The sequence below is a fragment of the Sphingopyxis fribergensis genome (assembly GCF_000803645.1).
Lineage (GTDB): Bacteria > Pseudomonadota > Alphaproteobacteria > Sphingomonadales > Sphingomonadaceae > Sphingopyxis > Sphingopyxis fribergensis.
Window position 1 is genome coordinate 3,602,845 of sequence record NZ_CP009122.1, and the last position, 15,240, is coordinate 3,618,084.

The window sequence follows — 15,240 nt, forward strand, 5'->3', positions numbered from 1 at the left end:
TCATTCATCGCTGCAACGTTCCAGTAATCTGTTAAGTTCGTCTGAAACTACAGACCAGTTTTCGCGAAAGGGCTCGGTTGCTCGCATCATCTGCATCGCATCTTCTGGATCGATCCCGGAAGCTCGCAGTGCTGCAAAAGTAGTTGCGACAATGTGGACGAGTGTATCGTCCGCCATCTCCGATCCGGAAACCTGCTCTGGGTTGGCACTGATGTCGGCAAACAATGCGTCGATCGGAATCGATGTTGCCGCCATTTCCAGAACACGCATGAAATCGGTCTTGAGATCATCTGGCAAGCGCCCGGCGAAATCCGCAAACACCGGATGCTCGGGATTCAGGCAATAGGATATCTCGTTGCCGCTTTGCATGCGTTGCCAGACGGGTAAGCGACTGTCGCTAGCCAGTCTGCGTCCACGTGCGGTATAAACTCTGCGCGAGGTCGCTCCGATTGTTTCGATGATCCGGCGCAATCGCTCACGGACGTGGTACGGCGGCTGGGCAGAAGCTTTCTTAACATCGATTTTCCAGTCAGCGTCCATTCCGTTTGGCATGTCGATGCGGACGCGCGCAAGTTTGGTCAGTTCCTTCTGACGAGCCAAGCCGAACCAGGTGCCATGAATAATCAAGCGCTTGCCCCGGTAGACGTAGAACCCCTGATTCTTGAGGTACCCCGCCTTCCCTGCGTAGCGCTCCCACTCCACCGGGTCTTTCTTGTGGTGAGGCAGGGTGAATGTCTGAATTTCCACCTCTTGCCCCCCCGACTTTATCTTTTCGACCGGACCGGCCTGTGTTGCGGGATGGGATGAATGGAACGGGTCAAAGGGCTCAAGTTGCCTTCCATTCAGAAATAATGCGACTTTGCTGATGCCGCGTTCGCCAGCAAGGTAGCGATGAAAGACGAGTTCAAGGTGTTCGGCAGCGTCATCGATCCTCGACACAAAAGCTGAGCGAGCATCACTCCCGTCACCTTCCACCAAACGGTCGAGCGCCTCCCAAATGACCAGCGTTCCCGAACTTCCCAGTTCGTCGATCCAGGGAATTTGGGTGAAGTCATCGAGAAACTCTACGAGCCATTGATTCGTGCGGGCTACCTCATCGAGATTCCATCTCGCACAACACGTGATGCCATCCCTGCGTGAGGCGACAGTCAACATCCTGCATTGCGAAAATGAAGCCGTCTTCAATCCAAGTCCGAAGCGACCCAGATCATCCTGTTCCCGCGTTTCCAGCGGATTGCGACTGCCGGGGCGCATTGCGGCGAGCAACTTATCCTCGGTCATGCCCTCGCCGTCGTCCAGAATTGCAAGGCTCGGGTCGGGGCTAGTCGTGTCCGCAAGCAGCCTGATGCAGCGAGCTTTGGCTGTAATCGAATTGTCAATGATGTCGGCAAGGGCCGTTTCAAGTGAATAACCAATGTCGCGCATGCTTTCGATCAGCATGGCAGCATGTGGCGCTGCTTCTCGCGTTCGTATCGTGCCTGAACTTGGTGCCCCTGCCATGTCTATGCAATTACTGTTTCAAGCAGCGGGTTACTGGCAAACTGTTCGGCATTCAGTTGTGGTGCAGACAGAATTTCCCACAAGGCCTCAGCGATTTGCCTTGCAAGGAACGGTGGCACCGCATTCCCCACCTGCACGAATTGCTCGGTGCGGTTGCCCCGGAAAACATAATTGTCCGGGAAGGTCTGGAGTCTCGCCGCTTCACGCACGGTCAAACTGCGGCACTGCGCCGGATCGGGGTGGATGAAATAATGGCCATCCTTGGAAATATGGCTGGTGACTGTGGTGGAAGGCTGATCGCGCAGCTGGACGCGGAATCTGTCGGCGAATTTTCCGCTATCCCAGTTGCGGTGCGCCGGTGCCAGCCCCGCCGGGAATGACGATGCCTTGGGCGATTGCCCGGTGGCAAAGGCATAGGCAGCGGCAAACAGATAGCGGGCAAGATCACTCGGCATGTGCCCCCGGGTTTCATTATCGGCCAAAGCGGTGAGCCTGTCATCCCGCAGCCACTGTGCCAAGGCTAGGGGGCAGGTGCTGCCGATGCCTGCCGGTTTTCCGGCCTGTCTCGGTAGCTTCGCCGCCGTTTCCAGCGAAGCGCGGACATCGGAAAGGCATTTCCTGAACGCTTGCTCCTGGTCTCCTTCCAGCCGCGGATTCTGCGCGCCTACAGCATCGCAGGCATTGGCCAGCGCTTTTGCCCATGATGCGCCATCATCCTTCTGTCGGCTGAGCCCGCTACGCAGGCGCGGCATCCCATCGAGCACATCGGCGGCGCAGGCGCGGGGGTGGGAAGGCCTACGCCACGGTTTGCTCTGACGTTCCAGCGCTGCGGCCACATCGCGGCGCAAGCCGATGATGATGACCCGGTGGCGCGCCTGCGGAACGCCGAGCGCTTCGGCGCGAACGACGTAGTCAGACGGTTTTGTGCCTTTGGCCGGGCCGCTGCTGCCTTTTGGCGCAAAGGCATAAAGCTCATACCCTTGCGTGTCGGTAGGCGTGCGAAGATCGTCCGTGATGAGATCGAACATCCGCACGCCATCCACTGTGGAGGACAGCATGCCCTTCACATTCTCCATGACGAAGGCCGCCGGTTCAAGCTGGCTGATGATACCAATATATTCGCGATAGAGGAAATGGCGGTTGTCCTGCGCGGCGTCATAATCGGCAATTCCCCGGTTGCGCGCCCGTCCGACGAGCGAATAGGCTTGGCAGGGCGGGCCGCCGATAAGCACTGTATTGCGCCCATGCGCCTTTCTGATCGCCGAAACGCGGTCTGCGATGATACGGTTCGCGGGTTGCTCCCCCAACGTGAGGCAAAGGGCCTCTTCTTCTGCTGCCTCCCATTGGAGTGGGTAAAGTGCTTTCCAGTCAGGTTCAGCGCCGCCAAAATTCAACCAGTCATAGTAATTCTGCGGGATATGTTTCCCGAACTGACGCAGAAAGCTTCTGAACCGCAAAGTCTGATGCGCTGATTTCTCCTTCTCTATTGAAAGAGCCACGTTGAACGGGCGGATTCCACCTTCCGTTTCGAATGATGAAAATCCTTCTGCCAGTCCTCCCGGCCCGGCGAAAAGATCGACAATGGCGAATCCGGCAGTCATCAACGCTATTCTGGTTTCCTGTTACTCGGATTCATGAAGTCGCATAACGGCAGAAAGGGCGCAACCATTGGCCGACATCGTGGACGCGAAAACACGCTCCCGGATGATGGCGGGCATCAGGGGGAAGGATACGACGCCCGAAGTGCGCCTGCGCAAAGCATTGCATAGCGCAGGGTTCCGATTCCGGCTGCATTCGGCAAAACTGCCGGGCAGACCCGACATCGTTCTTACCAGATTTCATGCTGCAGTATTCGTCCACGGCTGTTTCTGGCACCGCCACGAAGGATGCCGCAACGCTTCGGTCCCGAAATCCAATGCTGCTTTCTGGGCGGAGAAGTTTGCCAAGAACGCTGAGCGTGACGCGATGAATCTTACCGGTTTGAAGGAACTGGGGTGGCGTGTCGCGATCGCCTGGGAATGTGCAATCCGCCGCAGGGGGGCGGCAGACGTCGCCGCAGAACTGGCCGACTGGCTGATAAGCGGTGGTGCAGAAATCGAGATCGGCTGACAAACTTGGCGGACTAGGTGATTCGGTCAGCGCATCATTTTGAGCGACACGTCACTCGGGATGAGCGTAATAATTCTGATCCCGTCGATTTGGCCTGATTTAGCCGCTACAGCGTTTACCAGCGAGAGACTTTGTGGGCGCAATGGCCAGGCCATCTAGAGAGCGATAGCGAAACTGTATTGCTCATCCTCACCGGTTACGGCGCGCCGCCGCCGATTGCCCCCTAGCGCGAGATACCTCCCCCCAATATACGATTGCGAACTGCTGAGGTGCACTGCTCCCGACGGCTCCCTGAACGGGACAATCGGGCTGACTCGCTATCAGGTGCGATATTGAAATAGGGGCAAGAGTATCATGCACATATGTAGGCGCCTCTTTGTGGTCCCCTTGGCAGATAACGATCACGGCAAATCGACTATTATCCGCAGCATGGTTTCGCAGGCGATTGGACGAAAAGTCGAACTACATCGGAAGGCCGTTCGAGATATGATTACGCCTGAGGGCCGCCATGTCGACGCATACATTTTCGGTCGATCCTATCAGGAAGTTGAGCGGGGTGACTATGGATCGGTCGTTGCAGCGCTCGATGCAAACGACCCCGACTGGCGACAGCGAGAGTTGATCGTAATGCCAAGCCATGTTGCGTCCGAAGACATCGATGACATCAAGGCGATGATTGCGGCTGCACACGCGGCAGGCTTTGACGCGATAGCAGCACCAATCGTCTATTGGGATGAGCATTCCGACAACCGGGCCGACCTTGCGAAAGCTCTTGTGCTCGATTGGGATGTCCGATGGACGGTCCCCAACCCGTGGCATAGAGAGCCGGAGGGCCAGCTATGGGCGCTTGGCAATGATCTCTGGTCACGGATTTCGCGAACGTTAACGCAATAGTCCCGTTAGGTGGGGGGTACGCCGCGTTAGGCGCTGTTGCGAAGGGTGCAATCTATGAAGCCGCAGCGAACCGGATTGCGTCATCTTCTCCGGTCTCGGTGCACCTTCGCCGAATCACTGCCGATTGTGCGAGGCGGGAGCCAAGGGTTCAATTCGCGCCCGAAAAATCGCCTAGATTATTTAAATTGATTGAGATTTATGGCCTCGAATACTGTCCTTTCGACTACTCAAACTATCATGAAAGCCCCCCTGCCAAAGACGAAAAGAGGCCCGAAGCCTAAGGTCGTAGTCGAATTTCCAGAGCCATTGACCGCAGAATGGATCGAAGTTTCCGCCTTTCCGGAGGCTTTGACGCTGCATGTGGCGCGGCATGGCGAGACGATCTGTCACCTCCACCGTTCATTGGCATGTCAAGGGGACGAGGTAGCGCGATCCACGCTCCTGCAATGGGCGGCGGGAAAGAAGGCGCCTTCTTCAGTTGCCAGCATGATCATTTTAGCCCGGATCGAACGACGCTATCGTCTTCCCCCGGGTTATTTCAGGGCCAAGCTCTTCAATAATGTGCGCGCGCCGACGGGGCACAAAGGTCTGAAGGGTGTTTCCCCGTCCGAACGCAGGCGCTTGGCATGGCACTTGCCAGACGATTTTGATCGTCGGCCCGCCAAGGAACGCGAGGAGATTATTCATTGGATTCGGTCCATCGTCATTTCAGGCTCTACCGAATATCGCCGCTATCAAGCGGAAGCCGTGAAGCAGCGATTTGCCATCCGTTTTCCTAATCTGACTGATCGCAAGTCGATCGGTGAATTAGATTTGGCGGATGACGAGGATATCCAATTTCTTGCCGACGTCGAAATGGACCTCACGGCCGCTGCCGTGGATGCGCCTTCCCGATTGGCAGACGAAATGGCTGATTTGATCCGGTTTAAGACCGCGACCTTGACCGAAATCGGCTTCCAGCGAAACGGTGTGTGGAATGCCGTCACAGGCGCCCAAAAGATCGAGCATCTTGGGTTGTTGTTTGGAGCATTGGCAGCTTCTCCTCGAAGCGAGATCAAAGGGTTCGGAGTTCCACATCGAAGCTTGGCATTTGGTATGCTTGTTTTCCCGGCCGTCTGGGATTGGTACGTTCAATGGCGTGAGCGCAGGCGAGGCTTCTACACAAGCTGGGAGGTAAACATGATCCAGCTCGGCCTATCTCTAACGCGCGCCGAAACCGGGTGGCTGAGACAAAATCCGCAATTGAGCGCCCGCCTTCAAACAATCCCCGGGCTGATATCGTCCGCGGACATCGCAGATGCGCGGGCGGATTGGGAAAGCGCCTGCGAGCGCTTCTACAAGCACGGACTTGCGCGGGCAAAAGAGATACAGCGCGTGGCGCGCGTTCATCGCGATCCCTTCGAGCCGATCTTGCCGGTGCTGGAAGCCGATAGCCCTGTCGCTGAATATCGTCGGATCACAGAAGAGATATTGCGGCTCATGCGTGATGCCCGGCGATATCCGCGCCAAACGGCTGAATCTGTCCGGTCCTTTTTGATGGTTCGGTTAGCTCTTCATCTCGGCCTTCGGCAGAAAAACTTGCGTGAACTTCTCTACTGTCCTCGCGGCCGTTTACCGACGGCGGAGCGGATTCTGGAATCGCGCCGCCGCGGCGAGTTGCGATGGAGCGAACGCGATCATGGCTGGGAGGTGTTGATCCCCGCCTGCGCATTCAAAAACTCCACTTCTTCCTTTTTCGGTAACAAGCCATTCCGGTTGGTGTTGCCCGATCTTGGAGGGCTCTACCGTTACATCGAATCCTATATCCATGATCAGCGAGCCTTGCTGCTTAATGGCGCGCCGGACCCCGGCACATTTCTAGTGAAGACGATGAAGGCCACTAGTCGGGATGCCACCTACAACCAAAATACCTTTTACGAAGCATGGCGGTTGATTACCCAGCGGTACGGCATTCACAATCCTTACACTGGTCGGGGAGCGATTGAAGGGCTGCTGCCACACGGACCACATAACGTGCGCGACGTGTTGGCGACCCATATTCTTAAGCAGACTGGGTCCTATGAACAGGCGAGCTATGCGATTCAGGATACGCCGGAGACCGTTGCGAAGCACTACGGTCGCTTTCTGCCGCAAGATAAGGCTGCGCTAGCGGCGCTGATTTTGAACCGGGTGTGGGAGGCGGCCTGATTTGCTGCCCCCCCCCCCCCGATGCGATCGTTACCTCCGAGCGAGACGGCCTACGACCGTCTTTCGCGCGATGAGGATATCCTAGCGAGCGATTTCCAAGGCGAAGTGCTCATCTTCGAGGTTCGTGGCGCGCCATTCTCCATCGCTCTCTAAAGTGCGATATCGCTTCCTGTGTTACGCTGCCACGTCACCCCCGAACCGGTGTAAGGCAGCTTTCGGGTGGAAAGCGGACGGCGCTTCTCTACAACGAGGCTATGTTCAAGAGAGCTAAACCAACTGGCAAAGGCGCCGTCCCTGACCACCTTCGAGATCGATTCCGGTATTTGGACGGGCTCGCACCTGCCAGCGCTTTGGGGCCGTGGCGTAAATTGACAGCGGTCGCCGTAGGGGGCCTTCAGCACATCGGGTTTGCGTCGAAATCTGATCTGCTTTTGGTTGTCTCGGTCAGCGGACGTGGCGTTGTTGACTGTGCAACCGGCGGCAAAGTCGCAAGAGATGATGAAGAGTATCACCCCGATTTCGGTTCTTTAGAGGCCGAAGGCATAGGCCCGTTGGAGGGGCAGCAGATTCGAGTAGCCGGAACCTCTGGCGGTGGCTTATCCCACGCCACCGAGGACGGATGGCTTATCGAACTGCATCCGCTTTCATGGCCGGAGGAGGAGTTTTTCTTGTGCCCCCCAGGACAGACGATGCTGTGGAATCCCCCTGCGGCCGAACCCGAGTTGTTCAAACTACGGCCGTTACCTTCCTCGTTGGTAGCTTACGGCTTTTCTCCGACCGGTAAATCGTTTGTCATTGCGACATCTTCGGATTTGGAGATCTACAGTCGCGCTTGACGTCCGCAATCGGTCGCTAGCTGCCATTTGCGGACCTTTGCGACTTGTCGCAAGTTGGCCAGCCAATGCATGCGAAGGTCCAATATGACTAAATTGAATAAGCCGCGAGCCGACGCCACACCTGATCCGGAGGCAGCGCGGGCATTTTTGGCTGAGCAGCAGATCGATCCGTCTGAAGTGACGAAAGCCATCCATTTTTCAGATGGGTCGATGTCTGTTGTGTTGCAACGGGGGAGTAGTCAGTGGCACTTGGGAATTGAGTTTGACCCGAGCCTGACGGCTCAGATTGCGCTCGCTCTCCGATCAGTCGGCATTCCTGTAGAAAGAGCAGATGGGTAATTGAGCGCCGTCCGCTTCCCACCCCGTTTTCGATATTCGCTGCCGATCCGCTCAAATAGCCGCTAACGGCCGTTGCACGAACCACTGCGTGGATTGGCGCTAGCCTCGATGTAAAGCCGTCCAGCGAGCGCCGCGTCTGATTGAACGTCGGCCGGCATAGGCAGACCTTTTCGACTTCTTCAACCGAGGAGTCGAACGATGAATGAGCTTGTTCAGATTAGCCCGATCAGCCCGCTGCGCCAGCGCCTGCTGGACGACATGGCGATGCGCAGGTTCGGACCGGAGACGCAGCGTAATTATTTACGCGATGTCGGACGGTTCGCGACCTGGCTGCAGCGCTCTCCCCACACCGCGACCGCCGAGGATATCCGCCAGTTCCAGTTCGAGCAGCTCGAAGCTGGCGTGCCGGCGCCAACGATGAACAGCATCGTCAGCGCGCTCAAGTTCTTGTTCACGCACACGCTCGACCGCCCCGATCTCGCGCGTAAGCTGATCCGCACCAAGCAGGTTCGCAAGATCCCGGTCGTGCTGACCATGGCCGAGGTGAAGCGCCTGCTCGATGCGACACGCTGCCTCAAGCATCAGACCGCGCTGTCGGTGGCCTATGGCGCGGGCCTACGGGTGGCCGAAGTGGCAGCGCTCAAGATCAGCGACGTCGACAGCGAGCGCATGTTGCTGCGGATCGAGCGCGGCAAAGGCGGGCGATACCGCAACGCCATGCTGCCCGAGGGCCTGCTCCTGCTCCTGCGTGACTGGTGGCGCGCCGGGCGGCAGCAGGGCATTTTGCGTCGCGACGGCTGGCTCTTTCCCGGACAGGGCGCAGCGGCCCATATCAGCACGCGCCAGCTCTACCGGGTCGTCGTCGAGGCCGCCGAGGCCGCGGATATCGCCAAGCGGGTTGGACCGCACACGTTGCGCCACAGCTTCGCCACGCACCTGCTGGAAGATGGCGTCGACATCCGCGTCATCCAGGTCCTGCTCGGCCACGCCAAGATAAACACGACGGCCTTCTACGCGCAGGTCGCAACGAAGACCGTTCGGTCGGTCGTCAGTCCGCTCGACAGGCTTGCGCTGGCCGCGCCGGACGAGGAGGCGCCTGACGGCTAAGGCGGTGCGCGCCTCACTCGAGGTCGCCGATATCTTCCGCAGCGCTGGTCCCGCGTATCGCACCGCGCAGGCCGGGCATTTGAGCCTGCATCAGCTCAAGATCATGTCGGCGATCGAACATTGCCGCACCGCCGCGCTCGGCGGTCATGTCGAGGCCTGCACCGACTGCGGGCACTGGCGGATCGCCTATAACAGCTGCCGCAACCGGCACTGCCCAAGGTGCCAGGGCGCTGCGGCGCGCAGCTGGCTCGAAGCGCGCGAGGCCGACCTCCTCCCGGTCGGCTACTTCCACGTCGTGTTCACCCTGCCTGCCGAGGTCGCCGCGATCGCCTATTACAACAAAGCGCTCGTCTATGACCTGCTGTTCAAGGCCGCTGCCGATACGATGCTGACCATCGCCGCTGATCCCAGGCACCTCGGCGCCCGGATCGGTATCACCGCCGTCCTCCACACCTGGGGCTCGGCGCTGACCCATCATCCGCACATCCACATGATCGTGCCCGGCGGCGGCATCTCCCGCGATGGGACACGCTGGATATCCGCACGTCCGGCCTTCCTCCTGCCCGTGCGCGTGCTTGGCGCCCTGTTCCGCCGCCTGTTCCTGACCCGGCTGCGCGCCCTCCATGACCGTGGGCAGCTCGCCTTCTTCGGCGGCATGACGCAGCTCGCCGACCGGCGCGCATTCCTGCGGCATCTCTCACCCGTCAGAAAGAAGCGCTGGGTGGTCTATGCCAAGCCGCCGTTCGCTGGGCCCGAGGCGGTGCTCGCCTATCTGTCGCGCTACACCCACCGCGTTGCGATATCGAACAGCCGCCTCCTCCGCTTCGACGATGCCGGCGTCACCTTCCGCTATAAAAACTATCGCGAGGCCGGCGCCGACCGCCAGCAGGTCATGACCCTCGCCGCTGACGAGTTCATTCGCCGTTTCCTGCTCCACGCCCTGCCGCGCGGATTCCACCGCATCCGCCACTATGGGCTCCTCGCCAGCGCACAGCGCAAGGCTCACCTCGAACGCGCCCGCCGTTTGCTCAGCGTCGCGCCGCCGCCCGCCGCCGACCCGATCAATGAGCCCGAGGCCCGGCCGCTCTGCCCGTGCTGCGGCGGCACCATGGTGATCATCGAGGTGTTCGAACGCCGCTACCTCGCCCGCGCGCCGCCACCCGCGCCGTCATCATCCGGGACACAGGCGCCGTGACCCGGCACGGCTCATCCACTCCCATAGCCGGCGCAGCCCTGCGTCCGGAAGCGGACACGCTTGCGCTCGCCCTGCCGAAAAGCAGACGCCAGACGCCCAAAATCAGACTGTCTCAGTTCAGACGTCTGCTCTCGCGACATAAAAGCTGCCGGTCCGCTCTCATGTCCGGCTGCTTTTTGACAGCTCTTGGCTACCCCGTGCCTCGCGCAAAGCAGCTTTCCCCATAGCTCAGTCTATGATCCCCGCGGTTCGGGCATCGAAGACTTTCTGACGCCTAACGGCGTCTGAAACTCTCAACGATTGTGGACATTCAACTATAGGATTCGGGGTGTGCCGGGCTTTCGATCATCGGGATGTTCCCCGATGATGATTAGATCGAGCAACATCTCAAACCTATCGGCGACGGGGAGCTTGTCCTGAACCGACGCGACATCTTCTGATCGGCTTCGAATGGTTGCGGCCGCTTGCCGCAGCGAACGAAGGATTTGCTTCGAAACGACGCTGACTTCTCGAAGGTCCCGGGCTTTGTCCGAGATATGATTGTAGAGCGCTTCGAACGCCGCGCCGTCGAACGTGTCGGCGGTTAGGAGCCTACCCGTGGCGCGCCCTTCCAACTGCTCAAGTTCAAGATCATAGTCGTTGGCGCTCATGCCGATTGCCTAACAACAAACATGTCCGCTTCCCACCCCATTTCAGACATCTACGCTGACGGGGTAGGGTGGCGCTAGCGCGCGTAGTCTAGAAGGCAATCGCTAAGCGGTATTTCTCATCTTCGCCGGTCGCGGTGCGCCAATACCAAAGAGCGATGGATATGCCCCGGCCGCTATGCTTTAGTTGGCGGCGATGGCAGACGACAAACCCCGATACCGGACCTATAACAGCCCCGCCGGCGGCTGGGGCGCGGCTGCGGCGACCGCGAAGGTGCTGATGGAGCAGAGCGTCGTCACCAAGGGGTCGCGCGCGCTCCTTTCGATGAACCAGCCGGGCGGCTTCAAATGCCCGAGCTGCGCCTTCCCCGACGCAGCCTGCACCAAAAAGCTCGAATTCTGCGAAAACGGCGCCAAGGCGCTCGCTCACGAGGCGACGAAGTTTCGCGTCACGCGCGAATTTTTTGCGCAGCACAGCGTGTCCGCGCTGATGGAGCAGTCGGATTATTGGCTGGAGATGCAGGGCCGGCTGACCGAGCCGATGCGATACGACGCCGCGACCGATCATTATGTGCCGGTAAGCTGGGACGATGCCTTCGCGCTGATCGGCCAGCACCTGCGGGCGCTCGATAGCCCGCACCAAGCCGAATTCTACACCTCGGGGCGCACCGCGAACGAGACCGCCTTCCTCTATTCGATCTTCGTGCGCGAATATGGCACGAACAATTTTCCCGACTGTTCGAACATGTGCCACGAACCGACGAGCCGCGGGCTGCCGCATTCGATCGGGGTCGGCAAGGGCACGGTGATCCTCGATGATTTCGAGCATGCCCAGGCGATTTTCCTGATCGGGCACAATGCGGGGACCAACGCGCCGCGGATGATGACCCCGCTGGTCGAAGCGCGCAAACGAGGGGTGCCGATCGTCGCGGTCAACCCGATGCCCGAACGCGCGCTCGTCCGCTTCACCGAACCGCAGGATATCGTCCAGATGGCGACCTTCGGGTCGACCGAAGTCACCAGCGAGTTCGTGCACATCAAGATCGGCGGCGACCTCGCGCTCTTGAAGGGCATGATGAAGGCGATGTTCGAGCGCGAAGCCGCGGGTGAGGCGGTGCTCGATCACGCCTTCATCGCCGAACATACGTCGGGTTTTGAAGCGCTGAAGGCTGATATCGAGGCGCAGAACTGGCCCGACCTCATTGCCGCGGCGGGGATCGACGAGGCGCAGATCCGCCGCTGCGCCGAAATCTACACCCGCTCGAACGCCACGATCATCTGTTATGGCATGGGGGTGACCCAGCATCAGCAGGGGTCTGGGCTCGTCCAGCAGATCGCGAACCTGCTTTTGCTCAAAGGCAATTACGGCAAGCCCGGCGCGGGCATCTCGCCGATCCGTGGCCATTCGAACGTGCAGGGCGACCGCACCGTCGGCATCGACGAGAAACCGGGTCAGGCCTATCTCGACAAGGTGCGCGACGTGTTCGGTTTCGAACCGCCGCGCGAAGAGGGCCATCACACGGTCGAGTCGGTCGAGGCGATGCTGGCGGGCACCGCGAAAGTCTTCATCGGCCTCGGCGGCAATTTCGTCCGCGCAGTGCCCGATACCGATCGTTCTTACGACGCGATGCGCAAACTTAACCTCACCGTCGGCATCGCGACCAAGCTCAATCGCGGGCACCTTGTCCACGGCAAGGACGCGCTGATCCTGCCCGTCATCGCGCGCTCCGAACGGATCGAAACCGCCGCGGGCGAGCAGTTCGTGACGATCGAGGATTCGATGTCGAACGTCACGGCGTCGCGCGGCGTGCTCGAACCTGCGAGCGAACATCTGCTGACCGAGACCGAGATCGTCTGCCGCATGGCGATGGCGACACTGCCCGACAGCAAGGTGGATTGGGCCAGCTATATCGACGACTATAGCCTGATCCGCGACAAGATCGCCGAGGTGTACCCCGCGATCTATGAGGGGTTTTCGGAGCGCATCAAGACGCCGATGGGCTTCCACCTCGATATCCCGCCGCGTCGCCGCATGTGGGCGACGCCGAACGGCAAGGCCAATTTCCTCGTGCTTCCGGGGCTCGCGGCCAACGCGCCGGTCGCCGATCCCGCCATGCTGCGCCTCGCCACGGTGCGCTCGCACGACCAGTTCAACACGACGATCTACAGCTACAACGACCGCTATCGCGGCGTGTCGGGCGACCGCATGATCCTGTTCATGAACGCCGACGATATCGCGGCGCGCGGGCTGGAGGCGGGCGCCAAGGTCGCGCTCGAAACGATCAGCGGCGACGGCATCGCGCGGCGTGTCGAGGGGCTGACGATCCTCGACTATCCGATGTCGCGCGGATCGGTTGCGGGCTATTATCCCGAACTCAATCCGCTGCTGCCGCTCGCCCATTATGACAGGATCAGTGGCTGTCCGGCGGCGAAGTCGATCCCGGTGCGCGTCGTCGCCGCCATTGACTAAGCGCGCCGAAATCGCCGTCGGCCACCGCATCGCCCCGGCACGCTTCCTGATCTTTGCCGCCGCGCTGATCGTCGCGGGCAGCGTCGCATCGGCGCTCGGCTGCGATTCGCGCACCGCGCTGCTCATCGGTTTCGACATCGCGGTCGTCATTTTTCTGTGCGTGATTGCGCCGCTGCTCGGCGCCGACCCCGACCAGATGCGCCGCACGGCCGAACAGAATGACGCCAACCGCGCCGGGCTGCTCGCGATTACGGTGCTGCTGTCGCTCGTTATCCTGTTCGCGGTCGGGACGCTGATCGCTAGTCCGGGCAAGCTCGATCGCGAGGATATCATACTGATCGTCGCGACGCTTGCGCTCGCGTGGCTGTTCGCGAACTTGGTGTTCACGCTCCATTATGCGCATCTCTATTATCTGCAAAAGGGCGGACGCGATCAGGCGGGGATCGAGGTGCCGGGGGTGCATGAGCCCGGTTACTGGGATTTCCTCTATTTCGCCTTCACCCTCGGCATGACCTTCCAGACGTCGGACGTCACGATATCGGGCGCGCATATGCGCCGCGTCGTGCTCGGCCACTGTATGGCGGCGTTTATCTTCAACATGGGCATATTGGCGTTCACCGTGAACGCCATCGGCGGATCATGATCCCGTCAGGCGGTCGAGGTCGGCAGGGCTGTTGATGTTGAGCGCGACGAAGTCGCTCGCCACCGCGCGCGCGCCGATCCGGCGAGCATAGGCCCGGACCGCAAGGTCGCCCCCATCCTCCAGCAAGGCCCTGAGTTCGTGAAGCGCCGCGGCCGGCCACAGGCCGATCACAGGCTGCGTCTCGAGGAAGGCGGGCCCGGGTTCGAGCAGCGCGCGAAGATCGGGCGGCAGGCGCACGCAATCCACCGGCGCTGTCACCACCTGATCGAAGCCATCGTTCGCCGCATGGATCAGCGCGCCGGCGATGCCGCCGAGCGGCCCCATATCGGCGCGCGGCCAGTCGGCGGCGTCGCCGCGACCGACGACGACCAGCTTCTCGCAATGCGGGCGCAGCGCCGCCAGCGCATGGTCGAGCAACGTCCGGCCGTCGAGCATCGCCAGCGCCTTGTCCGACCCGAAGCGGCTTGACCGCCCGCCCGCGAGCACCGCGCCGAGCGTCTTCATGCGATCATTCCTTGCGGATCGCTGACGACCAGCGCCGAATCCGTCCGCGCCAGCGCAACGAGTGTCAATCCTGCCTGCACCGCACGCTCGGCCGCGAGGCTCGTCGGCGCCGAGATGGTCACGAGCATCGGGCAACCCGCGCGGACCGTCTTTTCGACGAGTTCATAACTGCACCGCGCCGACAGCAGGATAAAGCCGCTCGCCGGATCGGTGCCCGCGCGCGCCATCGCGCCGATTAACTTGTCGAGCGCATTGTGCCGCCCGACATCCTCGCGCGCGAGCAGGATGGCGCCCGCTGGCGAGCAAAAGGCGGCGGCGTGGACCGCCCCCGTCGCGCGGCCAAGCGGCTGATGATCGCGCAGTGCTGCCAATGCCGCGGCGATCGCGGCCCGGTCGGTCCCGATGCATGCGGTCACGGGCGGCAACGGCCGCAGCACCTCCTCGATATTCTCGATCCCGCAAAGCCCGCAGCTGCTTTCGCTCACGCGTTTGCGCGCGCGGTCGAGCGCGATCGCGTTGCGTTCGGGCGGCAACCAGATCCGCAATGCCCAGCCGCCCTCGATCGGGTGCGTATCGATCCGCCCGATCTGATCGGCCGTGTCGACCAGCCCTTCGCCGATGGCAAAGCCGACGGCATAATCCTCAAGGTCGGCGGGGGTCGCCATCATCACCGCATAGCCGATGCCGCCGACCTCGATTGAAACCGGCGCCTCGACGGCGATGCTGCGCGTCAGCGCTGCGTCGCCGGGTTCGGCGAGGCCGAGGCGGCGGACGGGAAGGTCGATCATCTCGTTAGTCATCGCGGCACG

General features: G+C 60.8%; 14 protein-coding genes. 9 read left to right on the forward strand and 5 right to left on the reverse strand.

The genetic code is table 11. The annotated features are described in order from the left end of the window. Both SKP52_RS16755 and SKP52_RS16760 read right to left on the reverse strand, forming a co-directional pair. Positions 1 to 1,440, reverse strand: a complete 1,440-nt coding sequence (locus tag SKP52_RS16755; protein ID WP_228383678.1) for an ATP-binding protein — start codon at positions 1,438 to 1,440, stop codon at positions 1 to 3. Positions 1,441 to 1,502: 62 nt separating this feature from the next. Next, positions 1,503 to 3,101, reverse strand: coding sequence for a DNA cytosine methyltransferase (locus tag SKP52_RS16760; RefSeq protein ID WP_039576615.1), 1,599 nt, complete (start codon positions 3,099 to 3,101; stop codon positions 1,503 to 1,505). A 67-nt stretch (positions 3,102 to 3,168) separates the two neighbouring features. Between SKP52_RS16760 and SKP52_RS16765 the strand changes: the two genes are divergently transcribed. From SKP52_RS16765 to SKP52_RS16785, 7 genes are all read left to right on the forward strand, one after another. Continuing rightward, entirely contained in the window at positions 3,169 to 3,609 is a 441-nt protein-coding gene (locus tag SKP52_RS16765; RefSeq protein ID WP_039576616.1) for a very short patch repair endonuclease, read from the forward strand. A 387-nt stretch (positions 3,610 to 3,996) separates the two neighbouring features. Then, positions 3,997 to 4,503: a hypothetical protein gene (locus SKP52_RS26235; RefSeq protein ID WP_148309171.1), complete on the forward strand. Its 507-nt coding sequence runs from the start codon at positions 3,997 to 3,999 to the stop codon at positions 4,501 to 4,503. Between the two features lie 237 nt (positions 4,504 to 4,740). Next, on the forward strand, positions 4,741 to 6,690 hold the full coding sequence (locus SKP52_RS16775; protein ID WP_148309172.1) for a hypothetical protein: 1,950 nt from the start codon (positions 4,741 to 4,743) through the stop codon (positions 6,688 to 6,690). 368 nt (positions 6,691 to 7,058) lie between these two features. Beyond that, on the forward strand, positions 7,059 to 7,526 hold the full coding sequence (locus SKP52_RS26240; protein WP_148309173.1) for a hypothetical protein: 468 nt from the start codon (positions 7,059 to 7,061) through the stop codon (positions 7,524 to 7,526). An 84-nt stretch (positions 7,527 to 7,610) separates the two neighbouring features. Continuing rightward, complete coding sequence (locus tag SKP52_RS26245; RefSeq protein ID WP_148309174.1) at positions 7,611 to 7,865, forward strand: hypothetical protein; 255 nt, start codon at positions 7,611 to 7,613, stop codon at positions 7,863 to 7,865. Between the two features lie 198 nt (positions 7,866 to 8,063). Beyond that, the gene (locus SKP52_RS16780) at positions 8,064 to 8,972 is read left to right on the forward strand and encodes a tyrosine-type recombinase/integrase (RefSeq protein ID WP_039574391.1); all 909 of its coding nucleotides are present in this window, start codon (positions 8,064 to 8,066) and stop codon (positions 8,970 to 8,972) included. A gap of 4 nt (positions 8,973 to 8,976) precedes the next feature. After that, positions 8,977 to 10,167 carry an IS91 family transposase gene (locus SKP52_RS16785; RefSeq protein WP_039574394.1) on the forward strand — a complete coding sequence of 397 codons (1,191 nt, stop codon included), beginning with the start codon at positions 8,977 to 8,979 and terminating at the stop codon, positions 10,165 to 10,167. Between the two features lie 314 nt (positions 10,168 to 10,481). Here SKP52_RS16785 and SKP52_RS16790 read toward each other — a convergent pair whose 3' ends face one another. Next, the gene (locus SKP52_RS16790; RefSeq protein WP_039576619.1) at positions 10,482 to 10,817 is read right to left on the reverse strand and encodes a hypothetical protein; all 336 of its coding nucleotides are present in this window, start codon (positions 10,815 to 10,817) and stop codon (positions 10,482 to 10,484) included. A gap of 193 nt (positions 10,818 to 11,010) precedes the next feature. On the opposite strand from SKP52_RS16790, the gene SKP52_RS16795 reads away from it, so the two are divergent. After that, positions 11,011 to 13,284 carry an FdhF/YdeP family oxidoreductase gene (locus tag SKP52_RS16795; protein ID WP_039576620.1) on the forward strand — a complete coding sequence of 758 codons (2,274 nt, stop codon included), beginning with the start codon at positions 11,011 to 11,013 and terminating at the stop codon, positions 13,282 to 13,284. Continuing rightward, positions 13,277 to 13,927: a DUF1345 domain-containing protein gene (locus tag SKP52_RS16800; RefSeq protein ID WP_228383679.1), complete on the forward strand. Its 651-nt coding sequence runs from the start codon at positions 13,277 to 13,279 to the stop codon at positions 13,925 to 13,927. Before SKP52_RS16795 ends, SKP52_RS16800 begins: the two co-directional genes overlap by 8 nt. Here the strand turns inward: SKP52_RS16800 and mobA are convergent. Together mobA and fdhD are read right to left on the reverse strand one after the other, a co-directional pair. Next, complete coding sequence (mobA, locus tag SKP52_RS16805; RefSeq protein WP_039576627.1) at positions 13,922 to 14,431, reverse strand: molybdenum cofactor guanylyltransferase; 510 nt, start codon at positions 14,429 to 14,431, stop codon at positions 13,922 to 13,924. The genes SKP52_RS16800 and mobA overlap by 6 nt on opposite strands. Next, positions 14,428 to 15,231 carry a formate dehydrogenase accessory sulfurtransferase FdhD gene (gene fdhD, locus SKP52_RS16810; protein ID WP_039581423.1) on the reverse strand — a complete coding sequence of 268 codons (804 nt, stop codon included), beginning with the start codon at positions 15,229 to 15,231 and terminating at the stop codon, positions 14,428 to 14,430. The genes mobA and fdhD overlap by 4 nt, the downstream gene beginning before the upstream one ends. Positions 15,232 to 15,240 lie beyond the last annotated feature (9 nt).

What these genes read in the sequence shown, in the direction of transcription:
- SKP52_RS16795 (WP_039576620.1), top strand. Translation starts at nt 11,011, where the DNA reads ATGGCAGACGACAAACCCCGATACCGGACCTATAACAGCCCCGCCGGC.
- SKP52_RS16775 (WP_148309172.1), top strand. Translation starts at nt 4,741, where the DNA reads ATGAAAGCCCCCCTGCCAAAGACGAAAAGAGGCCCGAAGCCTAAGGTC.
- SKP52_RS16760 (WP_039576615.1), bottom strand. Translation starts at nt 3,101, where the DNA reads ATGACTGCCGGATTCGCCATTGTCGATCTTTTCGCCGGGCCGGGAGGA.
- SKP52_RS16780 (WP_039574391.1), top strand. Translation starts at nt 8,064, where the DNA reads ATGAATGAGCTTGTTCAGATTAGCCCGATCAGCCCGCTGCGCCAGCGC.
- SKP52_RS16790 (WP_039576619.1), bottom strand. Translation starts at nt 10,817, where the DNA reads ATGAGCGCCAACGACTATGATCTTGAACTTGAGCAGTTGGAAGGGCGC.
- fdhD (WP_039581423.1), bottom strand. Translation starts at nt 15,231, where the DNA reads ATGACTAACGAGATGATCGACCTTCCCGTCCGCCGCCTCGGCCTCGCC.
- mobA (WP_039576627.1), bottom strand. Translation starts at nt 14,431, where the DNA reads ATGAAGACGCTCGGCGCGGTGCTCGCGGGCGGGCGGTCAAGCCGCTTC.
- SKP52_RS26245 (WP_148309174.1), top strand. Translation starts at nt 7,611, where the DNA reads ATGACTAAATTGAATAAGCCGCGAGCCGACGCCACACCTGATCCGGAG.
- SKP52_RS16755 (WP_228383678.1), bottom strand. Translation starts at nt 1,440, where the DNA reads ATGCTGATCGAAAGCATGCGCGACATTGGTTATTCACTTGAAACGGCC.